This is a genomic window from Streptomyces saintjeani, from assembly GCF_055409605.1.
In genome coordinates this window covers 2,041,768-2,065,147 of the sequence record NZ_CP189624.1, presented here as the reverse complement: position 1 = coordinate 2,065,147, position 23,380 = coordinate 2,041,768, and the positions used below count along the sequence as shown (strand labels likewise).

The window sequence follows — 23,380 nt, the reverse complement described above, 5'->3', positions numbered from 1 at the left end:
ACGCGACCGAAGTCGATGTGGGAGCGGGTGACCAGCCACAGCTGCGGATGCATGGGGCAAGTGGAACAGGTCTCCGGATACGAGTCAACCGACCTGAGACGAACCGCCCACAGTGTGGACGGCCTTGACAGCGAGGGGAAACGCGGTCGTACCCTCGGGGTGCGGCCCTGCTGAGGGGCTCGGCCGCGTCGCCGCTCCGTGTGAAGGCACTTCGCCACCCCCTGCCCGGGGGACTTCCGCCACGGAGCCTGCCATGTCTTCGTCTTCCCTCGTCATCGTCGGCGCCGGACCCCGAGGGGTCGGGCTGATCGAACGCATCGCTGCCAACGCGCCGGAGCTGTACGACGGTTCGGGCCTCGACATCCACCTCGTCGATCCGCATCCACCGGGCGCCGGCCGTATCTGGCGTGCCGCGCAGTCGCCGCTGCTGTGGATGAACTCCCATGCCGAGGACGTCACGATGTTCACCGACGAGACGGTGAGCATGGAGGGGCCGGTGCGGGCGGGGCCGACGCTGCACGAGTGGGCGCGGATCGAGGGGGGCACGTTCGCCGACCGGCAGCTTCAGGGGCGGTACTTGGGGTGGTTCTACGAGGAGGCGGTCGCCGCGCTGCCGGCGGGGGTGCGGGTGCATCGGCATGTGCGGCGGGCGGTGCGGGTTGCCGGGGCGCGGGACGGGCGGCAGGAGGTGTGGCTGGAGGCGGGCGCGGGCGCGGGCGCGGCGGGCGGGGCTGGGCCGGTGGCCGGGGTGCGGGGCGGGGCTGGCTTCGAGGGGGTGGGGGTCGGTCACGAGGGGGCGGGGGTCAGTCACGTGGGTGCCGGGGCTGGTTACGAGGGTGCGAGAGCCGGTCGCGAGGGTGCGGGGGGCGGTTACGACGTCCTCCACGCCGACCTCGTCGTCCTCGCCCTCGGGCATCTCGACGCCGAACTCGACGACGAGCAGCGCGCGTTGGCCTCGTACGCCGCGCGGCACGGGCTCGTCCATCTGCCGCCCGACTTCACCGCCGACAGCGACCTCTCCGCGCTCGAACCCGGCGCGCCCGTGCTCGTACGGGGGTTCGGGCTCGCGTTCGTCGATCTGATGGTGCTGCTCACCGAGGGGCGGGGTGGGCGGTACGAGGGTGAGGTGTACGTGCCGTCGGGGCGGGAGCCGGTGCTGTACGTGGGGTCGCGGCGGGGTGTGCCGTACCGGTCGAAGATCGGGTACGAGTTCACCGGTGAGCGTCCGCCGCTGCCCCGGTTCCTCGGGCCCGGCGAGATCGACGAACTCCTCGCCAGGGAGGGCGGGTTCGACTACCGGCGGGACGTGTGGCCGCTGGTGGAGAAGGAGTTGGGGTTCGCGCACTACCACCGGCTGTTCTCGGCGCACCCCGGGCGGACGGCGATGGACTGGGCCGACTTCGAGGAGAAGTACGCGGCGGGGAGCGGGGCGGACCTGCGGGCGCTGGTCGCCGAGGCCGTGCCCGATCCCCGGGACCGGCTCGATCTGGCGGTGCTGGACCGGCCGTTGGCGGGGGCGCGGTACGGGTCGCCGGAGGAGTTCCAGGACGGGATGCGGACGCACATCGAGGCGGATCTGACGCGACGTCATGATGACGTGCACAGCGCCGACTTGGCCGTCTTCCTCGGACTCCTCTCCGTGTACGGCCAGTTGATACGCCTCGGGGGGCAAGTCGCCTCCTCCTGGCACGGGTTCTTCAGCTACCTCGCGTCCGGGCCGCCCGGACCCCGGCTGCGGCAGATGCTCGCGTTGTCCCGGGCGGGGGTGCTGAGGTTCGTCGGCGGGGAGATGGAGGTGCGCGCCGAGGACGGGGTGTTCCGGGCGTCAAGTCCCAACGTGCCCGGGGCTGTTGTGGAGGCTCGGGCGCTCGTCGAGGCGCGGTTGCCGGAGGCGTCCGTGGGGCGGGCGCTGGATCCGCTGCTGCGGGGGCTCGCCGAGGAGGGGGTGGGGGAGACCGACGCCGGGCTGCTGCGGGTGGACGCGCGGGACGGGCGGGTGCTCGACGCGGACGGGCGCGCGCATCCTCGGCGGTTCGCGCTCGGGCCGTATACGGACGGGCGTACACCGGGGGCGTTCACGCGGCCCCGGACCGGGGGGCCGGCGTTCCGGCAGAACGACGCGACCGCTCGGGCGGTGCTCGAGTTTCTGCGCGGGGAGGGGGCGCGGTGAGCGCGTCCTGGGGGTTGCCGCATCTCGCCGCCGCCGTGGATGTGCCCGAGGGGGAGGACTGCGCGGAGTTGGTGGGGCTGGCCGAGCGGGGTGGGCTGGACTTCGTGACGCTCGGGGGTGCGGGGGATGTCGTGGGGGTGCTGGCGGAGGCGGCTGCGGTGACCCGGCGGGTGGGGTTGGTGGCGATGTCCGTCGAGGGGGCGGGTGTGGTCGGGCTGGATCGGGTGAGTGGGGGGAGGGGTGGGGGGTTGGTGTCGGCGGAGGGTTGTGGGAGCGGTTACTTCGGGTTTCCCGGCGCGTTTTCGGGGGCTGGGGCTGGGGCTGGGGCTGGGGCTGGGGCTGGGGCTGGGGCGTTCGCGGAGGCGGGCGGGTTTTCAGGGGCGGGTGCCTTTCCTGAGGCGCGTGTGTCTTCGGGGGCCGGCGTCTCTCCGGGCGCCTGTCCGCTGCGTGTCGTCGATGCCGGTGACCCCGCCGTGTGGGGCTTCGCCGCGCGGTACGGCGATGTCGCGCTCGTGCGCGTCGCGGGGGCCGGGGAGGCGCGGGCCGTGCGGGAGCGGCTGCGGGCGCTCGCCGGGGAGGCGGGGCGGGACCCGGACGCGCTGCGGGTGCTGGCCGCGCTGGTGATCGACCTCGGGGACGGGGAGCGGGCCGCCGTACCCGGGCACGGCGGGGGCGGGCCGAGGGCGAGTGCGCGGGGGCCGTCGTACCGGGGCGGGCCCGTGGATCTCGCGGAGCTGATCGCCGGGTGGCACCGGGAGGGGGCCGTCGACGGGTTCCATCTGACGCCGGTCGAGCCGCGCCGGGATCTGGAGCGGCTGGTCAACGGGACGGTCGCGCTGCTGCAACACCGGGGGCTGTTCCGGACGTTCTACCCTGGGGCGACTTTGCGCGAGCACCTGGGGCTGGGGCGGCCCGTCCAGGCGTCGCGGTGAAGTCGTGGGAGGCGGTGCGGAGTTCGCGGAAGGGGGCGTTCCGGGGGGTGTTTTCGGCCGTCCCCCGGGGACGCGCAGGTGTGGGGCGTGACCCGGGTAGATGTGCGCCGGGGGCAGTCGGGTCGGGGCCGGTGGCGGGTGGGTGCGGGGGTGTGCCTCAACTGGGAGTTGGGGGTTTTGGGGAACCGATCGGGGGCCGTCATCGTCGTACAGAAGACGAAGTTGGCCTGAAACAGCTCATACCTCACAGTCTCAACTCCGGTTCTCGGCCGAAAGGCGCTCTTGCGTGCGGCGAGCGGTCGGGGGGCTCTTGCGCCGACCGTCCGTTCGGCCGAATACTCCTTCCTCAGCGCTTGCCGGGGGCATCCATCCCTGGTTTCACGGGCGGAATCCGGCCCTGGCTGCGCCTCACGGGCCCCGACCCCACGCGGGCCCCCTGGCTTCCCGGGAGGGAACGAAAAGTGAGGAACAAGCGCACCACCCCCACCACCCACAAGAGACGCACCCGCATGGTCGCCCTCGCGGCCGGGTTCGTCGCCGCCGCCGGCTTCGCCGTCCCCACCGCGAACGCCGCCGACGCGCACACGTTCAGCGCCTCCGAACTGAGCGGCGTCAGCGGCTCGGTGCTGAAGTCCGACATCCCGGGCACCGCCTGGGCCGTCGACGCGGCCACCAACCGGGTGGTCGTCACCGTCGACAGCACGGTCTCCGCCACGGAGATCGCGCAGCTCAAGAAGGACGCGGGCAGCAAGGCCGGCGCCCTCACGATCAAGCACACGCCCGGCAAGTTCAACAAGCTCATCGCCGGCGGCGACGCCATCTACGGCGGCGGCTACCGCTGTTCGCTCGGCTTCAACGTCGTCAGCGGCAGCACGTACTACTTCCTCACCGCCGGTCACTGCGGCGAGGTCGCGTCGACCTGGTACTCCAACTCCGGCCAGTCGACCGTGCTCGGTTCGAACGTCAGCTACAGCTTCCCGACCAACGACTACGCGCTGGTCCGGTACACCAACAACTCGGTGACCAAGTCCGGGACCGCGGGGAACACGGACATCACCAGCGCGGGTACGCCGAGCGTCGGCACCACGGTCTACCGTGACGGCTCGACCACCGGTATCCACAGCGGCCGGGTGACGGCCCTCAACGCGACCGTCAACTACGGTGGCGGCGACGTCGTCTACGGCATGATCCAGACCAACGTCTGCGCCGAGGGCGGCGACTCCGGTGGCCCGCTGTACTCGACCAGCGGGATCGCCTACGGGCTGACCTCGGGCGGCAGCGGCAACTGCTCCTCCGGCGGGACGACGTTCTTCCAGCCGGTGGTCGAGGCGCTCAACGCGTACGGCGTGAGCGTGTTCTGACGTACCGTCAGTGATTCTGCCCGAGTGCACCGGGCCGAGCGCTCCGAGTCCCCGTACGCAACCGGCGTGCGGGGGCTCCCCCTTGTACGCGGGGCGGGTTACCGTCGGGGGAGCCCCTGGACGCAGGTCTGACGCACGGAGGGCGGTGGCCGTTGTGGTCGAGGAACTGGTGGCGGTGGGAGCGGGGTTGGTGACCGCCGGGGTCGTGTACGCGACCGCCGCCGCGCGGGTCGTCAAGCAGTACGAGCGGGGGGTGGTGTTCCGGCTCGGGAAGCTGCGGCCGGATGTGCGGGGGCCGGGGCTGACGATGATCATTCCCGGTGTCGACAAGCTCCGTAAGGTGAACATGCAGATCGTCACGATGCCGGTGCCGGGGCAGGAGGGGATCACCCGGGACAACGTGACCGTGCGGGTCGACGCGGTTGTGTACTTCAAGGTGACGGCTCCCGCCGAGGCGATCGTCCGGGTCGAGGACTACCGGTTCGCCGTGTCTCAGATGGCGCAGACGTCGCTGCGGTCCATCATCGGCAAGAGCGACCTCGACGATCTCCTCTCCGACCGCGAAAAGCTCAACCAGGGGCTGGAGTTGATGATCGACAGCCCTGCCGTCGAGTGGGGCGTCACCATCGATCGCGTCGAGATCAAGGACGTGTCCCTGCCCGAGACGATGAAGCGGTCCATGGCCCGCCAGGCCGAGGCGGACCGTGAGCGGCGGGCCCGGGTCATCAACGCGGACGCGGAGTTGCAGGCGTCGAAGAAACTCGCCGAGGCGGCCCAGGAGATGGCGGACACGCCGGCCGCGCTGCAACTCCGGTTGCTCCAGACGGTGGTTGCCGTCGCGGCGGAGAAGAACTCGACGCTTGTGCTGCCGTTTCCGGTGGAGTTGCTGCGGTTCCTCGAACGGGCGGCGCCGCCACCGCAGTTGCCGCCGGAGAGTGGGGGGAAGGCGTCGTAGCGGGCTTGGTGACTTCGGCTGTCCTAGGGTTTGCGCATGGCTTGGCGGCGGCCCACGTATCGGGTGGTGGACGGGGAGCGGGTTCCCGGTGCGTGGTGTCATGTGTGGCGGCGGGAGTTGATGGGGGAGGCGTACTTCGTCGACGATCTGATCGTGTACGCCGATGGGGTCGTCGTGTGTGGGGAGGCGACCGAACTCGCTGGGCTGGAGCGGTGGTTGAGGGATGGGCGGGTGGCCCTCACGGAACCGGGAGCACCGGTTCGGGTCGAGCCGGCTCGGGGGTGGGGCGGGCGGCGGTGGGGCGAGCCGCGTACGGTCGACAGCTTTCTGCTCGAAGTCGCTGACCTCGTCGAGGAGTTGGCCGGGCGGACCACTGCCGTGATGCGGTGTTCCGATGCGATCCGGCGGTTCTGCGCGACACCCGACGACCGCAGCCGGGGGCTTCTCCGGGAGGCGTATCTGGCGATCCCCGCTCATCGGCGGATCTTCTGCCTCGGTGACATGGACCGGCTGGACCGGCCGTTGCGGGTGCTGTTCACCGAGGTGGGGGCGCGGGTCGACGGGGACGGGCCGGTGGTGACGGACGAGATGCAGCGGGGGGTGCTGGAGTATCTGCGGGCGGGGGTCGCGGCGGAGGACGAGGCCGTTGCGTACGCGGACGATCCTGCCGTGGGCGTAGGGGCGCCGGTCGAGGTGTCCGAGGTGGTGTATCCCGGCGGGTGGCCCGAAGGGTCGGGGCTGTTCGTGTTGCGCAACGACTATCCGGCGCCGGTGGAGTACGGGGGAGTCGTCTATCCGACCGTCCTGCACGGGTATTGGGCTCTTTCCGCGGTGGACCCCGTCGATCGTGCGGCGATCCGGGGCACCCGCGACGGTCGTGGGGCTCGGGAGGCGGGTGGCCGTGCCGTACGACGAGCGGACTGGGCCGAGGTCCGACTCGCCGTCATGGCGGGGTTGTTGCGGGCCAAGTTCGAGCAACATCCCGCGCTGGCCGAGGTGTTGGTGGGGACCGGGGGTGCGATGATCCGTTACACCGGGTTCTCGGACTCGCCGTACTGGCGGGACGCGGGGAGTGGGGGCGGGCGTAACTGGATCGGCCGGTTGCTGGAGTTGGTGCGGGCGGAAGTGGTGGCGGGGAGAGGTTAGTTGGTCCAGGGGGTGTCTGCGAGTTTTTACCGACGCGTAACTTCCCAGTTCGGCTACTCGTCCGTAACTTGAAGAGTGAACAGCATCCTCGTGATCCGGATCACAGGGCTTAGTGCCGTTGCACCTCCCCCCTTGAGCCGCAAGGAGATCGATCGATGCTGCACTGGAGACGCCTGTTCAGACCTCTGACAGCGCTGTTGCTGGCGGCTGTCGCCGCTACCGTTCCCGCGTCCGCCGCGCATGCCGAGTCCTCGTCCGCCGTCAGCTGGGGGTCCCCCCGCGCGAGCGAAGCCGAGCGTGGGGGAGGGTGGAATGATTACTCGTGCAAGCCGTCCGCCGCGCATCCCCGGCCGATCGTGCTCGTCCACGGGACGCTCGCCAACTCCGTGGACAACTGGCTCGGTCTCGGCCCCTATCTCGTCGGCCGCGACTACTGTGTCTTCGCCCTGGACTACGGCCAGTTGGAGGGCGTACCGCTGATCCACGGGCTCGGGCCGATCGACAAGTCGGCCGAGCAGTTGGCCGCGTACGTCGACAAGGTGCTCGCCGCGACCGGCGCCGCGAAAGTGGATCTCGTCGGGCACTCCCAGGGCGGGATGATGCCCCGGTACTACCTCAAGTTCCTCGGTGGCGCGGCGAAGGTGAACTCCCTCGTCGCGATCTCGCCCAGCAACCGGGGGACGACGCTCAGCGGGCTGACCAACCTGCTCCCCTACTTCCCCGGCGCCCGCGAGTGGCTCGACCTCAGCACGCCGGCGCTCGCGCAGCAGATCGTAGGGTCGGACTTCCTGACGAAGCTGAACGCGGGCGGCGACACGGTTCCCGGCGTCAAGTACACCGTGATCGCCACGAAGTACGACGAGGTCGTCACCCCCTACCAGTCCCAGTTCCTGACCGGCGCAGGCGTCAGGAACGTCCTCATCCAGGACCTCTGCCCCCTCGACCTCTCCGAACACGCCCTCATCGGCCTCACGGACCGCATCGCGTTCCACGAGGTCGCGAACGCGCTGGACCCGGCGCGGGCGAAGCCGACGACCTGCGCATCGGTCTTCAGCTGACATGCACCTGACCTTCGAAGGGTCGTCGTCCTCGGGACGGCGGCCCTTCGGGGTTTTGGGGCGGGTACGGTCCGGGGCATGGCGTACAGCGAGATCAGAGCGGCCGTCGCCGCCGACGTACCGGCCGTACGGACCGTGACGGACGCGGCGTACCGGCCGTACATCGCACGTATCGGGGTCGTACCTCAGCCGATGGAGGCGGACCACGCGGCGGACGTCGACGCCGGGCGGGTGTTCGTCGTGGGGGAGCCGGTCGTCGGGGTCGTAGTACTTCGGGACTACGACGACCATCTGTTCCTCGACAGCGTCGCCGTGCATCCGGACGCCCACGGGCAGGGACTCGGGGGAAGGCTGCTGCGGTTCGTGGACGCGCGGGCGCGGGCAGCGGGGCTCGGGGAGGTCAGGCTCTACACCAACGCGCTGATGTGGGAGAACCAGGAGATCTACCCGAGGTACGGGTACGAGGTCGTGGAGCGGCGGACGGACGGGGTCTACGACCGGGTCCACTACCGCAAGCGGCTCGGGTGATTCACGTCTCCGGCCACCATGTGCGGACGATGTCCTTGCGGATCTCGGGGCGCGTGGCGGGGGTGGGATCGGGGGTTTCCCGGGAGCGGGGGGTCTGCTTCTTCTGGGGTTTCTGGAGGGTTGTGCGGCGCATGGGGCCTCCTTCGGGGGCCGCCTGGTCCGTGGGTGCGGGGCGGGCCCTTTGGGGGAGAGTGGCTCATCGGAGGCCGGTTGTCAGTGGCGGGTGTCACTCTGGGGGCATGAGTGATCGGTGTGATGGTGCGGTGGCGGGCGGGGTCGACTGGGATCTCGCCGCCGGGTCCTTCGACGAGGAGGCGGATCACGGGCTGCGGGATCCCGTCGTCCGGCGGGCGTGGGGCGAGCGGATGGATACGTGGCTGCCGGCCGCCCCCTCCGACGTGCTCGACCTCGGGTGCGGGACGGGGAGCCTGTCGCTCCTCGCGGCGGAACGGGGCCACCGGGTGACCGGCGTCGACCGCTCCCCGGCGATGCTCGAACTGGCCCGCGCCAAGCTCGCCGCCCACGACGCCGGGTTCCTGCTGGGGGACGCCCAGGAGCCACCCGTCGGGGCCGCGCGGTTCGACGTCGTCCTCGTACGGCACGTGCTGTGGGCGCTGCCGGACCCCGCGCGGGCGCTCGCGCGCTGGCGGGGGCTGCTGCGGGCGGGCGGGCGGATGGTGCTGGTGGAGGGCGTGTGGGGGTCGGTCACGCCGGCGGGGATTCCGGCGGAGCGGCTGGTGGAGCTGGTGGAGAGGGGTGGGGGGAGTGCTCGGGTGGAGCGGCTGGACGGGGACGACCGGTTGTGGGGTGGTGCTGTGGATGACGTGCGGTACGTGGTGGTGGCGGTGGGGTGAGAGGGGGCTGGGGTTCGGGAGGGGCGGTACGGGGCTGCCGGGGAGCCACGCCGCGCCGCCCCCTCTCCCTACGCCAGCAACCCCTCCAGCCCGCCCGTCCTCCTCGCGTACTCCTCCAGCTCGTCCAGCGCCGCTGTCGCCGCCTTCGCCGCCTCCGGGTCGCGGGTCCGCAGGCCGCTTTCCTCGAACTCGTCCTCGTCCAGGCGGAGTACCTCCGTGCCGGAGGCGTTGTGCCAGAGGTCCAGGTCGAGGTCCTCCACCGTGAGGGTGAGGTCCGTGCGGACGGCGGGGCGGGTGATGTCGCAGTACCAGCCCTTGAGGGTGCCGGTGGAGGTGCGGACCTCCTTGATCGCGTACCAGCGGTCGCGCCAGTAGTGCTCGGTGAAGACGTCGCCGGGTTCGAAGCGGACGAAGCCGAAGTCGCGGGTGCCGGTGCCGGCCCAGGGGGCGCGGACGGTGATGTGGGTGCCGTCGTCGGAGAGGAGGATCGCGGGGTAGCGGATCTTCGTGCGGCCCGCTTTGCGGAGGACCACCTCCAGGGACGGGTCAGACGAGGTCGCGGACATGGCGTACCTCCGTCGCGCGGATCTCGTACCCGAAGCCCTTGTTGATCGCGAGCATGGGCGCGTTGTCCGTGTCGTTGCCGGTGAGGGCGACCGTGCAGCCGGCCTCGCGGGCGCGGCGCAGGGAGGCGGTCTTGGCGAGTTTCGCGAGGCCGCGGCCCCGGTGGGCGCGGGCCGTGCCGGTCATGGCCGTGTGGTAGCGGCCGGCGCCGTCGGTGTGGGCGACGCTCAGCGCGACGGGGCGGCCGTCGACGACGACCACGCTCGTCAGGGCGGGGTCGAAGTGGGGGTGGCGCCAGTTCTCCGCGACCCACGCCTCGTAGTCCGTGAACTCGGCGCCCACGTCGCTGGGTTCGTCGGAGGTGACCTCCGCGTCGAGCTGGAACAGGGGGCGCGGGTCGGCGGCGTAGTCGGCGGCCGTCCGCAGTTCGACGCCCTCGGGGACGGACGGCGCGGTGAGGTCCGCCGTCGTCAGGTCCAGGCGCAGGAAGTGGGCCGAGCGGCTGGGGCGGTAGCCGGCGCGCTCGGCGTACGCGAGGTTGCGGGGGGCGTCCAGGACCCAGGCGTACAGGTGGGTGGCGCCGAGGCCGGACAGGTACTCCTCCGCGGTCTCGCGCAGGGCCGTACCCGCGCCCCGGCCCTCGTACGCGGGGTCGACGTACACGTTCAGATTGCCCTTGCCGGGCTCCGGCGCGTCGTGCGCCAGGCTGATCTGGGCCGTGCCGGCGAGCACGCCGTCCACCTCGGCGACGAGCCTGCGGACGCGGGCGTCCGGGTGGCTGTGCGTGATGTCGTGGGCCACCGAGGCGGGGGTGAACAGGAGGTACGGGAGGGCGGCGTCGCGGACCCGGCAGAAGGCTTCGGGGTCGGCGGGCACGTCGAGGCGGAGATCTCGCACGGTGATGGTCATAGACGCGGAGGTTAGGGCGGGGGGCTCGGGAGGTGCCTCCCATTTTCCGGCGGGGGGTGTGCGGGTGCGGAAGAATCGGGGGGTGACCTTGACGATCGACATCATCGACGGCCCCGCGCCCTACGAGCAGGTGCGTACGCAGATCTCCGAGCAGGCGCGGACGGGGGCCCTGCCGGTGGGGTACCGGCTCCCCACGGTCCGTGCGCTCGCCGATTCCCTCGGCCTCGCGCCCAACACGGTCGCCAAGGCGTATCGCGCGCTGGAGTCGGACGGGGTGATCGAGACACGGGGGCGCAACGGGACGTACGTCGCCGCTGCGGGGGATGCGGCGGAGAGGGAGCTGGCGGCTGCGGCGCAGGCGTATGTGGAGCGGGCCCGGCGGCTGGGGTTCGGGGAGGAGGCGGTGGCGGGGGCCGTGGGGGAGGCGGTTCGGGCGGCGTTCGGGGAGGGGTGAGGGGTACGGCGTGAGGGGTACATCGCAAGAGGTACAGCCTGAGAGTTACGACGCGAGAGCTACCTCCCGAGAGCTACCTCCCGAGAGCTACGGACGTGAGCGCTACAGGTACAGGCCCGCGTCCGTGTCGGTCCTCTGTTCCGGGAGGGTCGTCGGGGACGTCCCCCGGCGTTGCGCGTACAGCTCCGCCAGCGTCGCGCCCTCGCGGCCGATGCCTTCGTCCGTGCCGAGCCACTTGATCGCTTCGGGGCGGGTGAGGGGGCCGACCTCGATGCGGGCGAGGCAGCGGCCGGGGCGGACGACGGCGGGGTGGAGGCGTTCGAGGTCCTCGTTCGTGGTGATGCCGACGAGGACGTTGCGGCCCTGGCCGAGGAGGCCGTCCGTGAGGTTGAGGAGACGGGAGAGCGCCTGGCCCGCCTCGTGCTTCGCCCCGCCCCGGATCAGTTCGTCGCAGTCCTCCAGGAGGAGCAGACGCCAGCGGGACCTGCCGGACGCGTCGTCCTCGCCGATCGCGATGTCCATGAGGTAGCCGACGTCGCTGAAGAGGCGCTCGGGGTCGAGGACGCAGTCGACCTGGCACCAGTCGCGCCAGGAGCGGGCCAGCGTGCGCAGCGCGGAGGTCTTGCCGGTGCCGGGCGGGCCGTGCAGGAGGAGCAGACGGCCGGAGATGTCCTCCGGGGTCGTCCGCATCAGGGTGTCCATCGCCTCGGCCACGGGGGCCGTGTAGTTGGGGCGCAGCTCTTCCCAGGTCTCCGCCGAGATCTGCCGGGTCGTACGGTGCGCGCCCCGGCGCGGGGAGACGTACCAGAACCCCATCGGCACGTCGTCCGGCTGCGGTTCGGGCACGTCCGCCGCGCCGTCCGTCGCCTCGGCGAGGATCTCTTCGGCGAGTTCGGGGGACGTCGCCGTGACCGTGACGTCCGCGCCCCGGTTCCAGCGGGTGGCCAGCAGGGTCCAGCCCTCGCCCTCCGCGAGGGTCGCGCTGCGGTCGTCGGCCCGGGCGACGTGCAGCACCTTGGCGCCGGGCGGCAGCAGGGTCGCGCCCGAGCGGACGCGGTCGATGTTCGCCGCGTGCGAGTACGGCTGCTCGCCCGTCGTGAACCGGCCGAGGAACAGCACGTTCACGACGTCGGACGGTGAGTCGGAGTCGTTCACGGTGAGCCGGATCGGCGGGGCGTCGTGCGGGGGCTCGACAGACATGCCCGCAATGATCCGGCACGAAGGGCGGGCCGTACACCCGGTTTCCGGGTATGACGTACCTGAGAGGGAGGGGTACGGGTACGCGCCCGCGCCCCCTACCCCCCCTACCGTCGTACGACGTCCCGCCTCAGATCAGCGCCCCCGCCGCTCTCCTCCCGGCCCTGCGCGTCCGGCGTACCAGGGCGTACCCCTTCGTCAGGGTGCGGTCCTTGGCGAACGTGCGGGTGACGGCGTGGCCGTCGAGGAGGCGGGTGAACCCGGCGTCCGTGGTGCGGCGGCGGACGGTCACCCGGCGCAGGGCGTACGGGCCCTGTGCGCGCCGGGCCAGGGAGTTGCCGACCGCGAGGGCCTGGGCGAAGCCGTTCTCGCGGACGGCGGTGCGGACCCGGCGGTCGGAGTAGCCGTACGGGTAGGCGAACGACACGGGCAGCGCGCCGAGCCGGTCGGCGACGAGATCCCGGCAGCGGGTCAACTCGCCGCGCAGGGCGGCTTCGTTCAGCTGGTCGAGCTGCGGGTGGGAGTGGCTGTGGCCACCGATCTCCACGCCGGCGTCGGCCAGTTGGCGGATCTGCTCCCAGTCGAGCATCGTGTCGAGGGCGCCGCCGGTGTCGTACGCGCCCTTGATCCAGCCGGTGGACACGAACAGGGTTGCCGGGAACCCGAGTCGGGCGAGGACGGGGAGGGCGTGGCGGTGGACGCCCTCGTAGCCGTCGTCGAACGTGATGAGGACGGGGCGCGGCGGCAGGGGGCGGCCCGAACGCCAGCGCGCGGCGAGGGCGGCCGTGGTGAGCGGGGTGAAGTCCCTCGCCGCGACCAGCTCCATCTGCCGCGCGAACGCCTCCGGCGACACCGACAACTCCCGTGTCGCGGCGCGGGGTTCGGCGGAGATCGCGTGGTACATGAGGATGGGGACGCGCACGTCGGTCATGCGGCGCCCTCATCGTCGTACCCGGCGGCGGCCCGGTCGCCCGGATCGACAGGGGCCGAGCTCGCCGCGACGCCGGTCTCCCCCGCGGTAGAGCTTGGCGCGAGGCCGGCTTCCGCTGCGGCCGGGGTCCCCGCAGCGCCGCCCTCCGCCTCAACCCCCTTGCCCCCGCTGACCGTTGCCCGGTCGATCGGCGCCACCGCGAACGTCGTGCCGTTGCGGCGCGCCCGGACCGTGCCCACGACATAGCCGCCCGCGGCCGTGAGGACCCCCGCGACGATCGCCCCCGCCCGCTGCGCCCCGCCGGGCCTCGCGCGCAGGGCGTCGCGCAGGCCGCGTGCGACTCCGGCGGGCAACACCCGTGTCGTGTACCGGCGTTCGGACTCCAGCCCCTTGTCGGTGCCGACGCTGCGGGCGACCAGAGCCTTGGAGAGGCCCTCGGCGTAGGTGCGGGTGCGGAAGTAGGCGAAGTGCTCGCGGGCCGGGGGGACCTTGTGGTGGATGACGGCTCTGTCGTCGACCAGCAGGATCGCGTCGGGTCTCTCCTGGCCGAGCCGGATGCACAGTTCGGTCTCCTCGCCGCCCATCGGCCGCTTGTCGCCGTCGCGCCCGATGCCGCTCGCGAACCCGCCGACGAGGTCGAACGCGCTGCGCCGGAAGGAGGCGTTGCCGCCGAGGATGTTCCGTACCCGGACCCGGCCGGGCGGCAGGCCCCGGTACGAGCAGCCCACCACCCAGTCGAACTCCTCCGGGAACCAGGCGGGTCTACGCCCTGAGGACCACACGGGCTCGCAGCGCCCGCCGACCGCCAGGACCCGGGGGTCGCTGTACGGGTCGGCGAACCGGCGCAGCCAGTCCCGCTCGGCCACCGCGTCGTCGTCGAGGAAGGCGATGACCTCGCCGGAGGACGCGGCGATGCCGGTGTTGCGCCCGGCGGACAGTCCGCGCGGACCGGCGTTGGCCAGGACCCGTACCTCTGAAGTCTCCTTGTACTCCAGAGCCAGCCGGTCCAGGAGCGCCGGGTTGTGGTCGACGACCAGCAGGATCTCCCGCGCCGGATGGCTCTGCGCGCGTACGGAGGCGACCGCCGCGAGGACGTCGTCCCAGCGGTCCTCGGTGTAGACGCAGATCACCACGGAGATGTCGAGCGGGATCACGAGGCGTCACTCCGGGCTCGGCCCGCGTCGAGCACCGGGGCCGTGTCCAGCAGCGGCGACTTCCGCCGGCGGCTGCGCAGCGCACGCCGGTTGGACCGCTCCCTGAGGATGACCCGTAGTACCCGTAGTCCGTCCCGTACCGCCCGCAGGTTGGAGACGCCGTGGATGCGCAGGTACTCGTGGCTCGGTATCTCCTGCACCTTCAGCCCCGCCTTGACGACCCGGATGTTGATCAGGGTCTCGATCTCGAACCCCGTGCAGTCGAGGTCGATCTTGTCGAGGCAGTGCCGCCAGAACGCGTTGTACCCGTAGCACAGGTCGGTGTAGCGCGCGCCGAACTTGCGGTTGACGATGGCGCACAGCACGCGGTTGCCGAGCCACCGGATGAAGGTCATGTCGTCCGTGCCGCCGCCGTTGGCGAACCGCGAGCCCTTGGCGAAGTCGGCGCCGGAGACCAGCGCGGAGACGTAGCTGACGATCTCGTTGCCGTCGGCCGAGCCGTCCGCGTCGACCATCACGATGATGTCGCCGCTGCACGCCTCGAACCCGGTGATCAGCGCGTCGCCCTTGCCGCGCCCCTGCTGCGCCACGACCTTGACGGCGGGCCACAGTTCGCGGGCGACGCGGACGGTCGCGTCGGTGGAGTTGCCGTCGACCAGGACCACCTCGTGGATCCAGTCGGGCAGGGTCTTGAAGACGTACGGAAGGTTCTCGGCCTCGTTCATCGCCGGTATCACGACGCTCACGGGCGGTGTGATGGCCAGGTGCGAGGAGATCGGGCGGTATGTGATGGCGGTGTCGTCGGCCAGGCGGTCCTGGCCCGTCGTCGCCGGTTGCAGAACGGAACTCATGAGTCTGGTCCCTCTCGTCCGGTCGGACCGCCCGCCCCTGGGCGGCCCGGCTGAAAGTCCGGTTCGAAAGGGGGGTTTCTCCCCCGGAGGGACCAGGGCCCGGCGCAGGCGACGTGAGCGCGTCGCGTCCGCCGGCCCGGGTCGGCCGGGTGAGCTGGCAAAGCTGACGGCCGCCTGAGGTTACGGCGGCCGACCGCGCGGCACGGCCCGGCCGCCCTGTTCGGCGACCGAGCTCGGCACCCCCCTACCGCGCTCCCGCTCCGGTGCCGCCGCGGTCCCTGAGCCCTCCCCTGGTGCCGCGTCCGACGGTCCGATGCGAGTGAGATGTACGACGGTATTGATGAATGAGCCCGTATGGCAAGACCTGAAGGGAGGGCTCACGATTTTGTTCGTTTGACCGTTACACATCGTCTCGTCCGTCATCGGTTCCCGCCGCGGCCCGGAAAGTTTCCTCGACTCCGGCCTCTGACATGGGAGTTCCCCGAAGGCTGTGGGGCGCCTCCGGGGAACAGGGACATCAGCTGAGATGTGCGGGTATTACGGGTACTACGGGTATTACGGGACCAGCTTCAGCAGCCGGTTCGGGGAGCCGCTGCCGGGGCTGGTCACCACGTTCGTGGTAGACCCCGAGACGAGCGCGGTGGCGACCTGGGCCGGGGTGGCCGACGTGTGGCCCGCCAGATAGACCGCGACGGCGCCCGCCACGTGCGGGGTCGCCATGGACGTACCGGAGATGGTGTTGGTGGCCGTGTCGCTGGTGTACCAGCCGGCCGTGATGGAGGAACCCGGCGCGAAGATGTCCAGCACCGAGCCGTAGTTGGAGTAACTGGCGCGCGCGTCGGTGTTGGTGGTGGCGCCGACGGTGATCGCCTCGGTGACGCGGGCCGGGGAGGACGAGGAGGCGTTGGCGTTGCTGTTCCCGGCCGCGATCGCGTACGTGACGCCGCTCGCTATGGAGTTGCGTACGGCGGTGTCCAGCGAGGCGGACGCGCCGCCGCCCAGCGAGAGGTTGGCGACCGAGGGGCCCGAGTGGTTCGCCGTCACCCAGTCGACGCCCGCGATGACGCCGGCCGTGGTGCCGCCGCCGCTGTTGTCGAGCACCCGGACGGCCACGATCTTCGCCTTCTTGGCGACGCCGTACGTCGATCCCGCGATCGTCGTCGCGACGTGCGTGCCGTGGCCGTTGCCGTCGGAGGCGGTGGTGTCGCCGTCGACCGCGTCGTAGCCGTACGTGGCACGGCCGCTGATCTGGGCGTGCGTGATGCGGACGCCGGTGTCGATGACGTACGCCGTGACGCCGCTGCCCGCGCTGTCGGGGTAGGTGTACGTGCCGGACAGCGGGAGCGCGGCCTGGTCGACGCGGTCGAGGCCCCAAGGGGCGCTGGACTGCGTGGTGTCGGCCAGCCGGACGGTCTGGTTCTGCTCCACGGAGGCCACCGACGGGTCGGCCGCGAGTCTGCGGGCCTCCTGCGCGGAGAGGGTCGCCGTGTAGCCGTTGAGCGCGGCGCCGAAGGTCTTGTCGACCTCGCCGCCGTACTCCTTGATGAGGTTCTTCCCCGCGGCCGAGGCCGACTTGAGGCCGGCCTGCGACTTCAGGGTGACGATGTAGCTGTCCTTGACGGCGGTGGGGGAGCCGGCCGCGACGACCTTGCCCTCGGCCGGTGCGGCCTGGGCGGGCAGTGCGGTGAGCCCGCCGACGAGGGTTGCTGCCGCGAGGGTGGCGGTCAACAGGGCTTTGTGACTACGCAGTTGTGCCATGACGAGGATGTCCTCCGCTAGGCGATGCCGCTCCCTGGGTGGGGGGAGGGCGGCTGTGGAGGTAAAGACTCCGCCAACTACCTGCGTAGAACAAGAGGGTTGAACGCTTGTCAACAAACTTGACATGTGCGCGAAATAAAACGATCGGAAAGAGTCGGGAACCGGCCCCGGTACGTGCTCAAAAGTCTTGGCATGAGCACTTCCCGTCAACACGTGTGGTTGCTACGACAGTTGTGGCAGACATGCTGCTAAAGGGAGGTTCCATGAGACGTTCCCGAATTGCCGTATTCGTCAGCACAGTGGTTCTCGCCGCGACCGCCGCCCTCACCGGCGGAGCCGGCAGCGCCCAGGCCGCCACCGGCGGCTACGTCGCCCTCGGCGACTCCTACTCCTCCGGCGTCGGATCGGGCAGCTACATCAGCTCCAGCGGCGACTGCAAACGCAGCACGAAGGCGTACCCGTACCTCTGGAACGCCGCCCACTCGCCCTCCTCGTTCACCTTCGCCGCCTGCTCGGGCGCCACCACCAGCGACGTCCTCTCCGGCCAGCTCGGCGGGCTGGGCTCCGCGACCGGCCTCGTCTCCATCAGCATCGGCGGCAACGACGCCGGGTTCGCCGACGTCATGACGACCTGCGTCCTCGGCAGCGACAGCACCTGCCTGGGCCGCATCAACACCGCCAAGGCGTACGTCGATTCGACGCTCCCCGGCCGACTCGACAGCGTGTACAGCGCGATCAGCTCCAAAGCTCCCAATGCCCATGTGGTCGTGCTCGGTTACCCGCGCTTCTACAAGCTCGGCGCGACCTGCATCGGCCTCTCCGAGACCAAGCGCAGCGCGATCAACGGTGCCGCCGACTACATCGACGCGGCCATCGCCAAGCGCGCCGCCGACCACGGCTTCGCCTTCGGCGACGTCCGCACCACCTTCGCCGGGCACGAACTCTGTTCCGGCAGTCCCTGGCTGCACAGCCTCGAACTGCTGAACGCCGGCGAGTCGTACCACCCGACGGCGGCCGGCCAGTCCGGCGGCTATCTGCCGGTGCTCAACGCGAACGACTGACGGACCGTCAGTACGATACGGACGGCGAGGGGGAGGCTCCGCCCGACGGAGTCTCCGTCTCGCAAGTGACCGAGAACGGCACTGAGTTGGACTTCGCGTTCGCGGGCCGGCGCACCTCCACCCACAGTTCGTTCTCGAACGTCCCGCTCTCCTCGCCCGTCGTCAGGAACACCCGCGCCTTCTGCGACGTGCCCCCTCCGTCGGCGAACTCCAGCGTCCGCCAGCCCGAGTCGACGGCCTGACCGTCCTTCGACACCCACCGGTACGACACCGTCGTGGGCACCCGGCCGACGGTGAACGTCGCGGTGAACGCCGGGGCTTGGGACTTCGGGGGCGGGCAGGTCCCCGAGTAGTCGGTGCCCTCACCGCTCACGGTCACCGCGACCGACTGCGGCGGCTTCTCCTTGCTCGGCGTCGGCGTCGGAGTGGGGGACGGAGACGGGGACGGTGGCGGCTCCTCGCTCCGGCTGGCCGGCGGTGAACTCACCCCCTGCGACTGGCTGTTGGTCTGCTGCCCACCCTTGGCCTCGCCGTCGCCCTCGTTGTTCAGCAGCGCGTAGGTCAGCCCCCCGATCGCCAGCGCGACGACCAGCACCCCCGCGACCAGTACGGCCGTGGCGCGCCGGTTGCTCCCGGAGGGACCCGGCTGGTTGCGTACCAACGGCTCGGTGGGGGACTGGGGTTGGTATATCGGGGGTGGCGGGGGCGACGGCACGATCGTCGGGGTGTACGGCACCGTACGCGCCGTACCGCCCGCCGCGATGATCCTGAGGTCCTGCTCCGCGCGGTCGGGGGTGAGGCGTTCGGCGGGGTCCTTGCGGAGCAGGCCCTCGATGACCGGGGCGAGCGGGCCCGCCCGGTGCGGGGGCGGCAACTCCTCGTCCACGATGGCCCGTAGCGTGCTCAGCGGAGTGTCCTGGCGGAACGGGGAGTGGCCCTCGACGGCCGCGTACAGCAGGACGCCCAGCGACCACAGGTCCGACTCCGGGCCCGGGGTGCGGCCCAACGCCCGTTCCGGGGACAGGAATTCGGGGGAGCCGATGACCTCGCCGGTCATCGTGATGGCCGAACTGCCCTCCACGCTCGCGATCCCGAAGTCGGTGAGGACGACCCGATCGTCGTTCGACAGCAGCACGTTCGCCGGTTTGACGTCCCGGTGCAGCACCCCCGCGTCGTGCGCCGCCCGCAGCGCGGACAGCACCTCGGCACCGACGTACGCGGCCCGCGCGGGCGCCAACGGGCCCTCCGCGTCCAGGAGTTCGGCGAGCGAGATGCCGCGCACCAGCTCCATCACGATCCACGGGCGACCGTCCTGCATCGCGACGTCGTACACCGTCACGACGTTGCGGTTCGCGACGCGTGCCGCCGCCCACGCCTCGCGCTCCAGGCGGGCGTACATGCGCTCGATCTCCGGTGCGGACAGACCGGCCGGCGGCCGGACCTCCTTGACGGCCACCTCGCGGTGCAGGACCTCGTCCCGCGCGCGCCACACCGTGCCCATCCCGCCCTGGCCGAGCGGGGATTGCAGTCGGTAGCGGTCCGCGATCAGCCGCTCGCCTCCGGGTTGCTCGGACATCGCTCCCCCTCTTCGCACCCTCGCTCGCGGATACTCCCCAAAGCTAGCTCAGCCCAGTACGGTTGCCGCCCCCTTGAGCATCAGTCCGACGCCGAGTGCGACGACGACCAGCGCGGACCACAGGGGCATGTTGCGGCGGACCAGGGCGATGACCGGGCGGGACGTCCAGCGCGGGCCCTCGTCGAGCAGGCGGGAGACGCGGCTGCCGAGGCGGACGACCGCGAAACCGGCCGCGGTGAGGGTGAGGGCCAGGCCGATGCCGTACGCGATGACGAGGAGCAGGCCGAACCATGCCTGGCCGAGGGCGGCGGCGCCCACCAGGACGACCACGGCGGAGGGGCTGGGGACCATGCCGCCGGCCAGGCCGAGGAGGATCGTGCCCCGGAGGGTGGGGGCGATGGAGTGGGTGTGGGTGTGGCCGTTGTGGGTGTGCGTGTGGGTGTGGTCTTCGTGCGTGTGGTGGTCGTGCGTGTGGTGGTCGTCGTGGTGGTGTGTGTCGTGTTCGTGAGTGTGACTGTGGTCGTGACTGGGCGTGGGGGAGGGGGAGTTGGGGAGTGCGGTGGTGGTGGCTGAGGTCGACTCGGCGCCCACCAGGGCGAGTTGGCGGGAGGGGGAGGGCTTGGGGGAGTGGGGGTGCCCATGGTCGTGACCGTGGCTGTGACCGTGGTCGTCGTCGTGCGAGTGGCTGTGCCCGTGATCGTGATCGTGCGAGTGGCCGTGGTCATGACCGTGACTATGGCCATGTCCGTGTCCGTGCCTACGGTTCTTCCACGCCTTGCGGAACAGTGTCGCGCCCGCCACCGCGACCAGTGCGCCGCTCGCGAGGCCCAGCCAGGTGATGACGGAGGGCGCGGCGGCCGAGCCGGCGGTGACGAGGAGGCCGAGGGCCACGACGCCGATGGTGTGCGTGACGGTGACCGACGCGGCGAGGGGGAGGACGTCCTTCATGCGGGCCTTGCCGCCCCGCGCGGCGGCCGTCGCGGCCATGATGGTCTTGCCGTGGCCGGGCGCCACGGCGTGCATCGCGCCCAGGAAGATCGCGAGGACGATCGCCAGCGCGGCGAAGCCGACCGTCAGGTGCTGGCGTGCGACCAGGTCGTCCAGCGCCTGGGTCCAACGGTCCGCGCCACGCGGGAGGATGGCGGCGCCGGGGGCGGTCCGCTCGTTCTCGGTGAGCGCCGGACCGCCTGGCTCGATCGCCGTGGCAGCGGTCGTCGTGTCCGCCGGAGAAGAGAGCAACTCCTGCGGGTACGAGGTGAGTTCGTTCGACACCGACTTCTCGGGGACGTCCGACTCCGTGAGCGTCATGCGGTCGCCGCGTGCCGTGATCTCCCGCCAGCCGGGGCCGGTTGAGGCGCCCGCGCTGTGGAACGTGAGGGAGACCGACTCGCCCTTCGGCAGCGGAGCGTTCAGCTCGCACTCCACGCGCAGGGTGTTCAGGCCCGCCTGGCCCGGCCGTACGGTGGCCTTCGCGGACGCCGAAGTCAGCGTGACCGCAGTGCCGTTGACGGTGACCTTGCTGTCGGCGGCGGCCGTCTGGCAGCGCTGCTCTGCCCACGGGGTCAGGCCGCCGAGGCGTTCGATCGTGGGCTTTGCCTGGGTCGCCGGGATCTCGGCGAGGTCCTCGACGTGCGTGACGCGGAGTTGGCCGGGGGCGGCGACCAGGCCGTCGTACCTGTTGACCGTGAAGTTGCCGAGTGGGTGCGCGCTCGCGTTGGCGGTGGGAAGGAGCGCGAGCGCGCACCCGGCCGTCAGGACGGCCGCGCTGGAGGCGAACAGACGACGGGAGATCACTGGTTCGCCTCCAGCGTCTTGAGGGCGGCGCGCGCGGTGCGGGCGCCGAGGGGGGAGAAGCCGGGGTTGAGGGCGAGGGCCTTGGTGAGATGCGCGCGGGCGTCCGCCTGGTGGCCGGTGGCGCTCTCGATCATGCCCTGGTGGTAGAGGAAGGACGCGTTGCGGTAGCCCGTCGCGGTGGCCTTCTTCGCGTACGGAAGGGCTTCCGCGTCACGGCCGTTGACGTGCAGCGCCCAGGCGAGGGCGTCCGCCGTGTGGACCGTTTCGCGGCGGTCCCACTCCGCCTGGGCCGCGCGCAGTGCCGCCTGTTTGTCGCCGTGGTCGGCTGCGGCCAGGGCCGTGTCCAGGTCGGCGTTCACGCCGTTGGCCCGGGCGAGGGCGGTCCAGGCGTCGACCAGGGCGTACTGGTCGGCCGCCTTCATCCTGTCGCCGTCCGCGCCGCGTGCCTCGTACAGCTCGCCGAGTTCCACCAGAGGTGCGGGGAGGGGGTAGCGGGCCACCACCGACTCCAACCCCTTGAGGGCTTCCGCCTGTTGGCCGCTCGCCGCCTGTGCCTTCGCTCGGCCTTCCAGCGCCGGGAGGTAGTTCTCGTCGGCGGTGAGGGCTCGGGCGTAGTCGGTGAGGGCCGTCTCGTAGTCGCCCTGGTTCCAGGCGAGTTGGCCGAGCTGGCTCGCCACGTAGGCGATGTCGCCCTTCGCCGTGGAGCCGGCCAGGGCCTGTTCCAGGACGCGGCGGGCCGTCGTCACGTCGCCCCGGAGTTCCTGGACGTACGCGTAGCGGGTGAACACCGGGATGCCGGGGCGGCGCGTGTCCGCCGTCTCGGCCGCCGTCAACGCCTCGTCGTAGCGGCCGAGTTCGACCAACGCGTCGACGCGGGTGCACAGGGCGCGCTCGTTGTACGGGTTGTCCTTGAGGACCTGGTCCGCGTACTTCAGGGCGCCGGGGAAGTCATGGCGGGCCGCAGCCAGTGCCGCGCGGCCGGCGAGTGCCTGGCCGTTGCCGGCGGAGAGTTCGAGGGACTTCGTGAACGCCTTCTCCGCCTGGGGGTAGCGGGAGGGGTCGCCCTTCGTGCGGGCCTGTTCGACGTAGGCGAGGCCGAGGGTGGCCCAGCTGCCGAAGTCCCGTGGCTGGGCTCGGAGATGGGTCTGGAGCGCGGTGATCGCGCTGTCGATGTCGCCGCTGTTGAGGAGGCCGGGGGAGACCGCCGAGGCGGTTGCGACGGGCGCCGCGCTGCCGTCCTTCATCGCGCCGATCGCTATGGCTCCGCCGGTGAGGGCCACGGCCAACATCGCGGCACAGGCGCCGAGTTGAAGGGAACGCCAGCGGCGGCCCGCGGCGCTGGCGCGGCGGACGGCGGCTACTCGGGGGTCGAGGTCGGTGGGGGCGGGCGCGGGGGCATCGGTGTCGGGGGTGTCGGACGGGGGGCCTTCGCCCGAAGCGGGGGAGGGGGCACCGGAGTCAGGCTCAGCCGAAGCCGAAGCCGAAGCCGAAGCCGAAGCCGAAGCCGAAGCCGAAGCCGAAGCCGAAGCCGAAGCCGAAGCCGAAGCCGGGGTCGGGGCGGTCGTGGGCGCGGAGTCTTCCGCGTCCCGCGTCCCGCTCTCAGCGGCCTTCGCCGAACCGTCCGGCTCGGAGCCGTCCAGCTCGGAACCGCTCGCTTCCGCCGCACCGGCCTTGTCCGCCTTACCGGCCTCGTCCGCCGAGTCGGCCTGCTCCACCGGGTCGGCCTGGTCCGCCGAACCCGCTCCTTGCGAACCGGCCTTCCCCTGCTCCCTTATATCTCCCCGCTCCCCCGAAGGAGCGGCGGGCGCCGAGGAGTTGGCCCCCGTCAGGGTGGTCGTGGGTGTCGGTGCCGCTTCGGGCCGCGGTGAACTTCCCTCGGGCCGCCGCCCCTTCGGCTTCGGCTGGTCCGTGGGGTCCGGGGTGTTCCCGGATTCCGTCCGGTCCGGTTCGCCGCTGTCGGTGCGCGGGGCCATGCCCTCTCCTCGGTCGCTCTCGGTCTTCCTGCGGTCGGCGCGGCCCGGTCCGTGGGGGATTCGGTTCAGTCCGGGCCGCGCCGGTCGGTGGGTCAGGGCCGGGGAGTTGCAGGGGTCTCCCCGGCCCGGTCACTGCGCCGGGGTTCTCCCCGGC

General features: G+C 71.6%; 21 protein-coding genes. 10 read left to right on the top strand and 11 right to left on the bottom strand.

What is annotated here, in order from left to right; translation table 11 throughout:
• Window positions 1-253: 253 nt before the first annotated feature.
• From ACQCO7_RS09165 to ACQCO7_RS09135, 7 genes are all read left to right on the top strand, one after another.
• Window positions 254-2,170 carry an FAD/NAD(P)-binding protein gene (locus ACQCO7_RS09165; protein ID WP_464071345.1) on the top strand — a complete coding sequence of 639 codons (1,917 nt, stop codon included), beginning with the start codon at window positions 254-256 and terminating at the stop codon, window positions 2,168-2,170.
• Window positions 2,167-3,102: an LLM class flavin-dependent oxidoreductase gene (locus ACQCO7_RS09160; protein WP_464071344.1), complete on the top strand. Its 936-nt coding sequence runs from the start codon at window positions 2,167-2,169 to the stop codon at window positions 3,100-3,102. The genes ACQCO7_RS09165 and ACQCO7_RS09160 overlap by 4 nt, the downstream gene beginning before the upstream one ends.
• Before the next feature lie 461 nt (window positions 3,103-3,563).
• Window positions 3,564-4,463 (top strand): S1 family peptidase, encoded by a 900-nt coding sequence (locus tag ACQCO7_RS09155; RefSeq protein WP_464071343.1) that lies wholly within the window; start codon window positions 3,564-3,566, stop codon window positions 4,461-4,463.
• A 154-nt stretch (window positions 4,464-4,617) separates the two neighbouring features.
• Complete coding sequence (locus ACQCO7_RS09150) at window positions 4,618-5,418, top strand: slipin family protein (RefSeq protein ID WP_464077182.1); 801 nt, start codon at window positions 4,618-4,620, stop codon at window positions 5,416-5,418.
• Window positions 5,419-5,454: 36 nt separating this feature from the next.
• Window positions 5,455-6,564 (top strand): NADAR family protein, encoded by a 1,110-nt coding sequence (locus ACQCO7_RS09145; protein WP_464071342.1) that lies wholly within the window; start codon window positions 5,455-5,457, stop codon window positions 6,562-6,564.
• A 155-nt stretch (window positions 6,565-6,719) separates the two neighbouring features.
• A complete protein-coding gene (locus tag ACQCO7_RS09140; RefSeq protein ID WP_464071341.1) occupies window positions 6,720-7,622 on the top strand; it encodes an esterase/lipase family protein in 903 nt (300 codons plus the stop codon).
• A 78-nt stretch (window positions 7,623-7,700) separates the two neighbouring features.
• Entirely contained in the window at window positions 7,701-8,150 is a 450-nt protein-coding gene (locus tag ACQCO7_RS09135; protein ID WP_464071340.1) for a GNAT family N-acetyltransferase, read from the top strand.
• 1 nt (window position 8,151) lies between these two features.
• Here ACQCO7_RS09135 and ACQCO7_RS09130 read toward each other — a convergent pair whose 3' ends face one another.
• A complete protein-coding gene (locus tag ACQCO7_RS09130; RefSeq protein WP_464071339.1) occupies window positions 8,152-8,283 on the bottom strand; it encodes a hypothetical protein in 132 nt (43 codons plus the stop codon).
• Between the two features lie 106 nt (window positions 8,284-8,389).
• On the opposite strand from ACQCO7_RS09130, the gene ACQCO7_RS09125 reads away from it, so the two are divergent.
• Entirely contained in the window at window positions 8,390-9,004 is a 615-nt protein-coding gene (locus ACQCO7_RS09125; RefSeq protein ID WP_464071338.1) for a class I SAM-dependent methyltransferase, read from the top strand.
• 68 nt (window positions 9,005-9,072) lie between these two features.
• On the opposite strand, the gene ACQCO7_RS09120 is transcribed toward ACQCO7_RS09125, so the two are convergent.
• Entirely contained in the window at window positions 9,073-9,570 is a 498-nt protein-coding gene (locus ACQCO7_RS09120; RefSeq protein ID WP_464071337.1) for a ribonuclease FAU-1 family protein, read from the bottom strand.
• Window positions 9,551-10,477 carry a GNAT family N-acetyltransferase gene (locus ACQCO7_RS09115; protein WP_464071336.1) on the bottom strand — a complete coding sequence of 309 codons (927 nt, stop codon included), beginning with the start codon at window positions 10,475-10,477 and terminating at the stop codon, window positions 9,551-9,553. The genes ACQCO7_RS09120 and ACQCO7_RS09115 overlap by 20 nt, the downstream gene beginning before the upstream one ends.
• Window positions 10,478-10,559: 82 nt before the next feature.
• On the opposite strand from ACQCO7_RS09115, the gene ACQCO7_RS09110 reads away from it, so the two are divergent.
• The gene (locus tag ACQCO7_RS09110; RefSeq protein WP_464071335.1) at window positions 10,560-10,931 is read left to right on the top strand and encodes a GntR family transcriptional regulator; all 372 of its coding nucleotides are present in this window, start codon (window positions 10,560-10,562) and stop codon (window positions 10,929-10,931) included.
• 102 nt (window positions 10,932-11,033) lie between these two features.
• Here ACQCO7_RS09110 and ACQCO7_RS09105 read toward each other — a convergent pair whose 3' ends face one another.
• The 5 genes from ACQCO7_RS09105 to ACQCO7_RS09085 all read right to left on the bottom strand — a co-directional run bounded on the left by ACQCO7_RS09105 (window position 11,034) and on the right by ACQCO7_RS09085 (window position 16,822).
• On the bottom strand, window positions 11,034-12,131 hold the full coding sequence (locus ACQCO7_RS09105) for a DUF5925 domain-containing protein (RefSeq protein WP_464071334.1): 1,098 nt from the start codon (window positions 12,129-12,131) through the stop codon (window positions 11,034-11,036).
• A gap of 127 nt (window positions 12,132-12,258) precedes the next feature.
• Window positions 12,259-13,059, bottom strand: a complete 801-nt coding sequence (locus ACQCO7_RS09100; RefSeq protein WP_464071333.1) for a polysaccharide deacetylase family protein — start codon at window positions 13,057-13,059, stop codon at window positions 12,259-12,261.
• Window positions 13,056-14,213: a glycosyltransferase family 2 protein gene (locus ACQCO7_RS09095; RefSeq protein WP_464071332.1), complete on the bottom strand. Its 1,158-nt coding sequence runs from the start codon at window positions 14,211-14,213 to the stop codon at window positions 13,056-13,058. Before ACQCO7_RS09095 ends, ACQCO7_RS09100 begins: the two co-directional genes overlap by 4 nt.
• Window positions 14,210-15,064, bottom strand: coding sequence for a glycosyltransferase family 2 protein (locus tag ACQCO7_RS09090; protein ID WP_464071331.1), 855 nt, complete (start codon window positions 15,062-15,064; stop codon window positions 14,210-14,212). Before ACQCO7_RS09090 ends, ACQCO7_RS09095 begins: the two co-directional genes overlap by 4 nt.
• 555 nt (window positions 15,065-15,619) lie before the next feature.
• Window positions 15,620-16,822, bottom strand: a complete 1,203-nt coding sequence (locus tag ACQCO7_RS09085; RefSeq protein ID WP_464071330.1) for a S8 family peptidase — start codon at window positions 16,820-16,822, stop codon at window positions 15,620-15,622.
• A gap of 263 nt (window positions 16,823-17,085) precedes the next feature.
• Here ACQCO7_RS09085 and ACQCO7_RS09080 point away from each other — a divergent pair, with 263 nt between their 5' ends.
• Window positions 17,086-17,883, top strand: coding sequence for an SGNH/GDSL hydrolase family protein (locus ACQCO7_RS09080; protein ID WP_464071329.1), 798 nt, complete (start codon window positions 17,086-17,088; stop codon window positions 17,881-17,883).
• Window positions 17,884-17,890: 7 nt separating this feature from the next.
• Here the strand turns inward: ACQCO7_RS09080 and ACQCO7_RS09075 are convergent, their stop codons facing one another.
• The 3 genes from ACQCO7_RS09075 to ACQCO7_RS09065 are packed head-to-tail and all read right to left on the bottom strand — an operon-like array spanning window position 17,891 to window position 22,968.
• On the bottom strand, window positions 17,891-19,459 hold the full coding sequence (locus ACQCO7_RS09075; protein WP_464071328.1) for a serine/threonine-protein kinase: 1,569 nt from the start codon (window positions 19,457-19,459) through the stop codon (window positions 17,891-17,893).
• Window positions 19,460-19,507: 48 nt separating this feature from the next.
• A complete protein-coding gene (locus ACQCO7_RS09070; RefSeq protein ID WP_464071327.1) occupies window positions 19,508-21,253 on the bottom strand; it encodes a HoxN/HupN/NixA family nickel/cobalt transporter in 1,746 nt (581 codons plus the stop codon).
• Window positions 21,250-22,968 carry a tetratricopeptide repeat protein gene (locus ACQCO7_RS09065; protein WP_464071326.1) on the bottom strand — a complete coding sequence of 573 codons (1,719 nt, stop codon included), beginning with the start codon at window positions 22,966-22,968 and terminating at the stop codon, window positions 21,250-21,252. Before ACQCO7_RS09065 ends, ACQCO7_RS09070 begins: the two co-directional genes overlap by 4 nt.
• Window positions 22,969-23,380 lie beyond the last annotated feature (412 nt).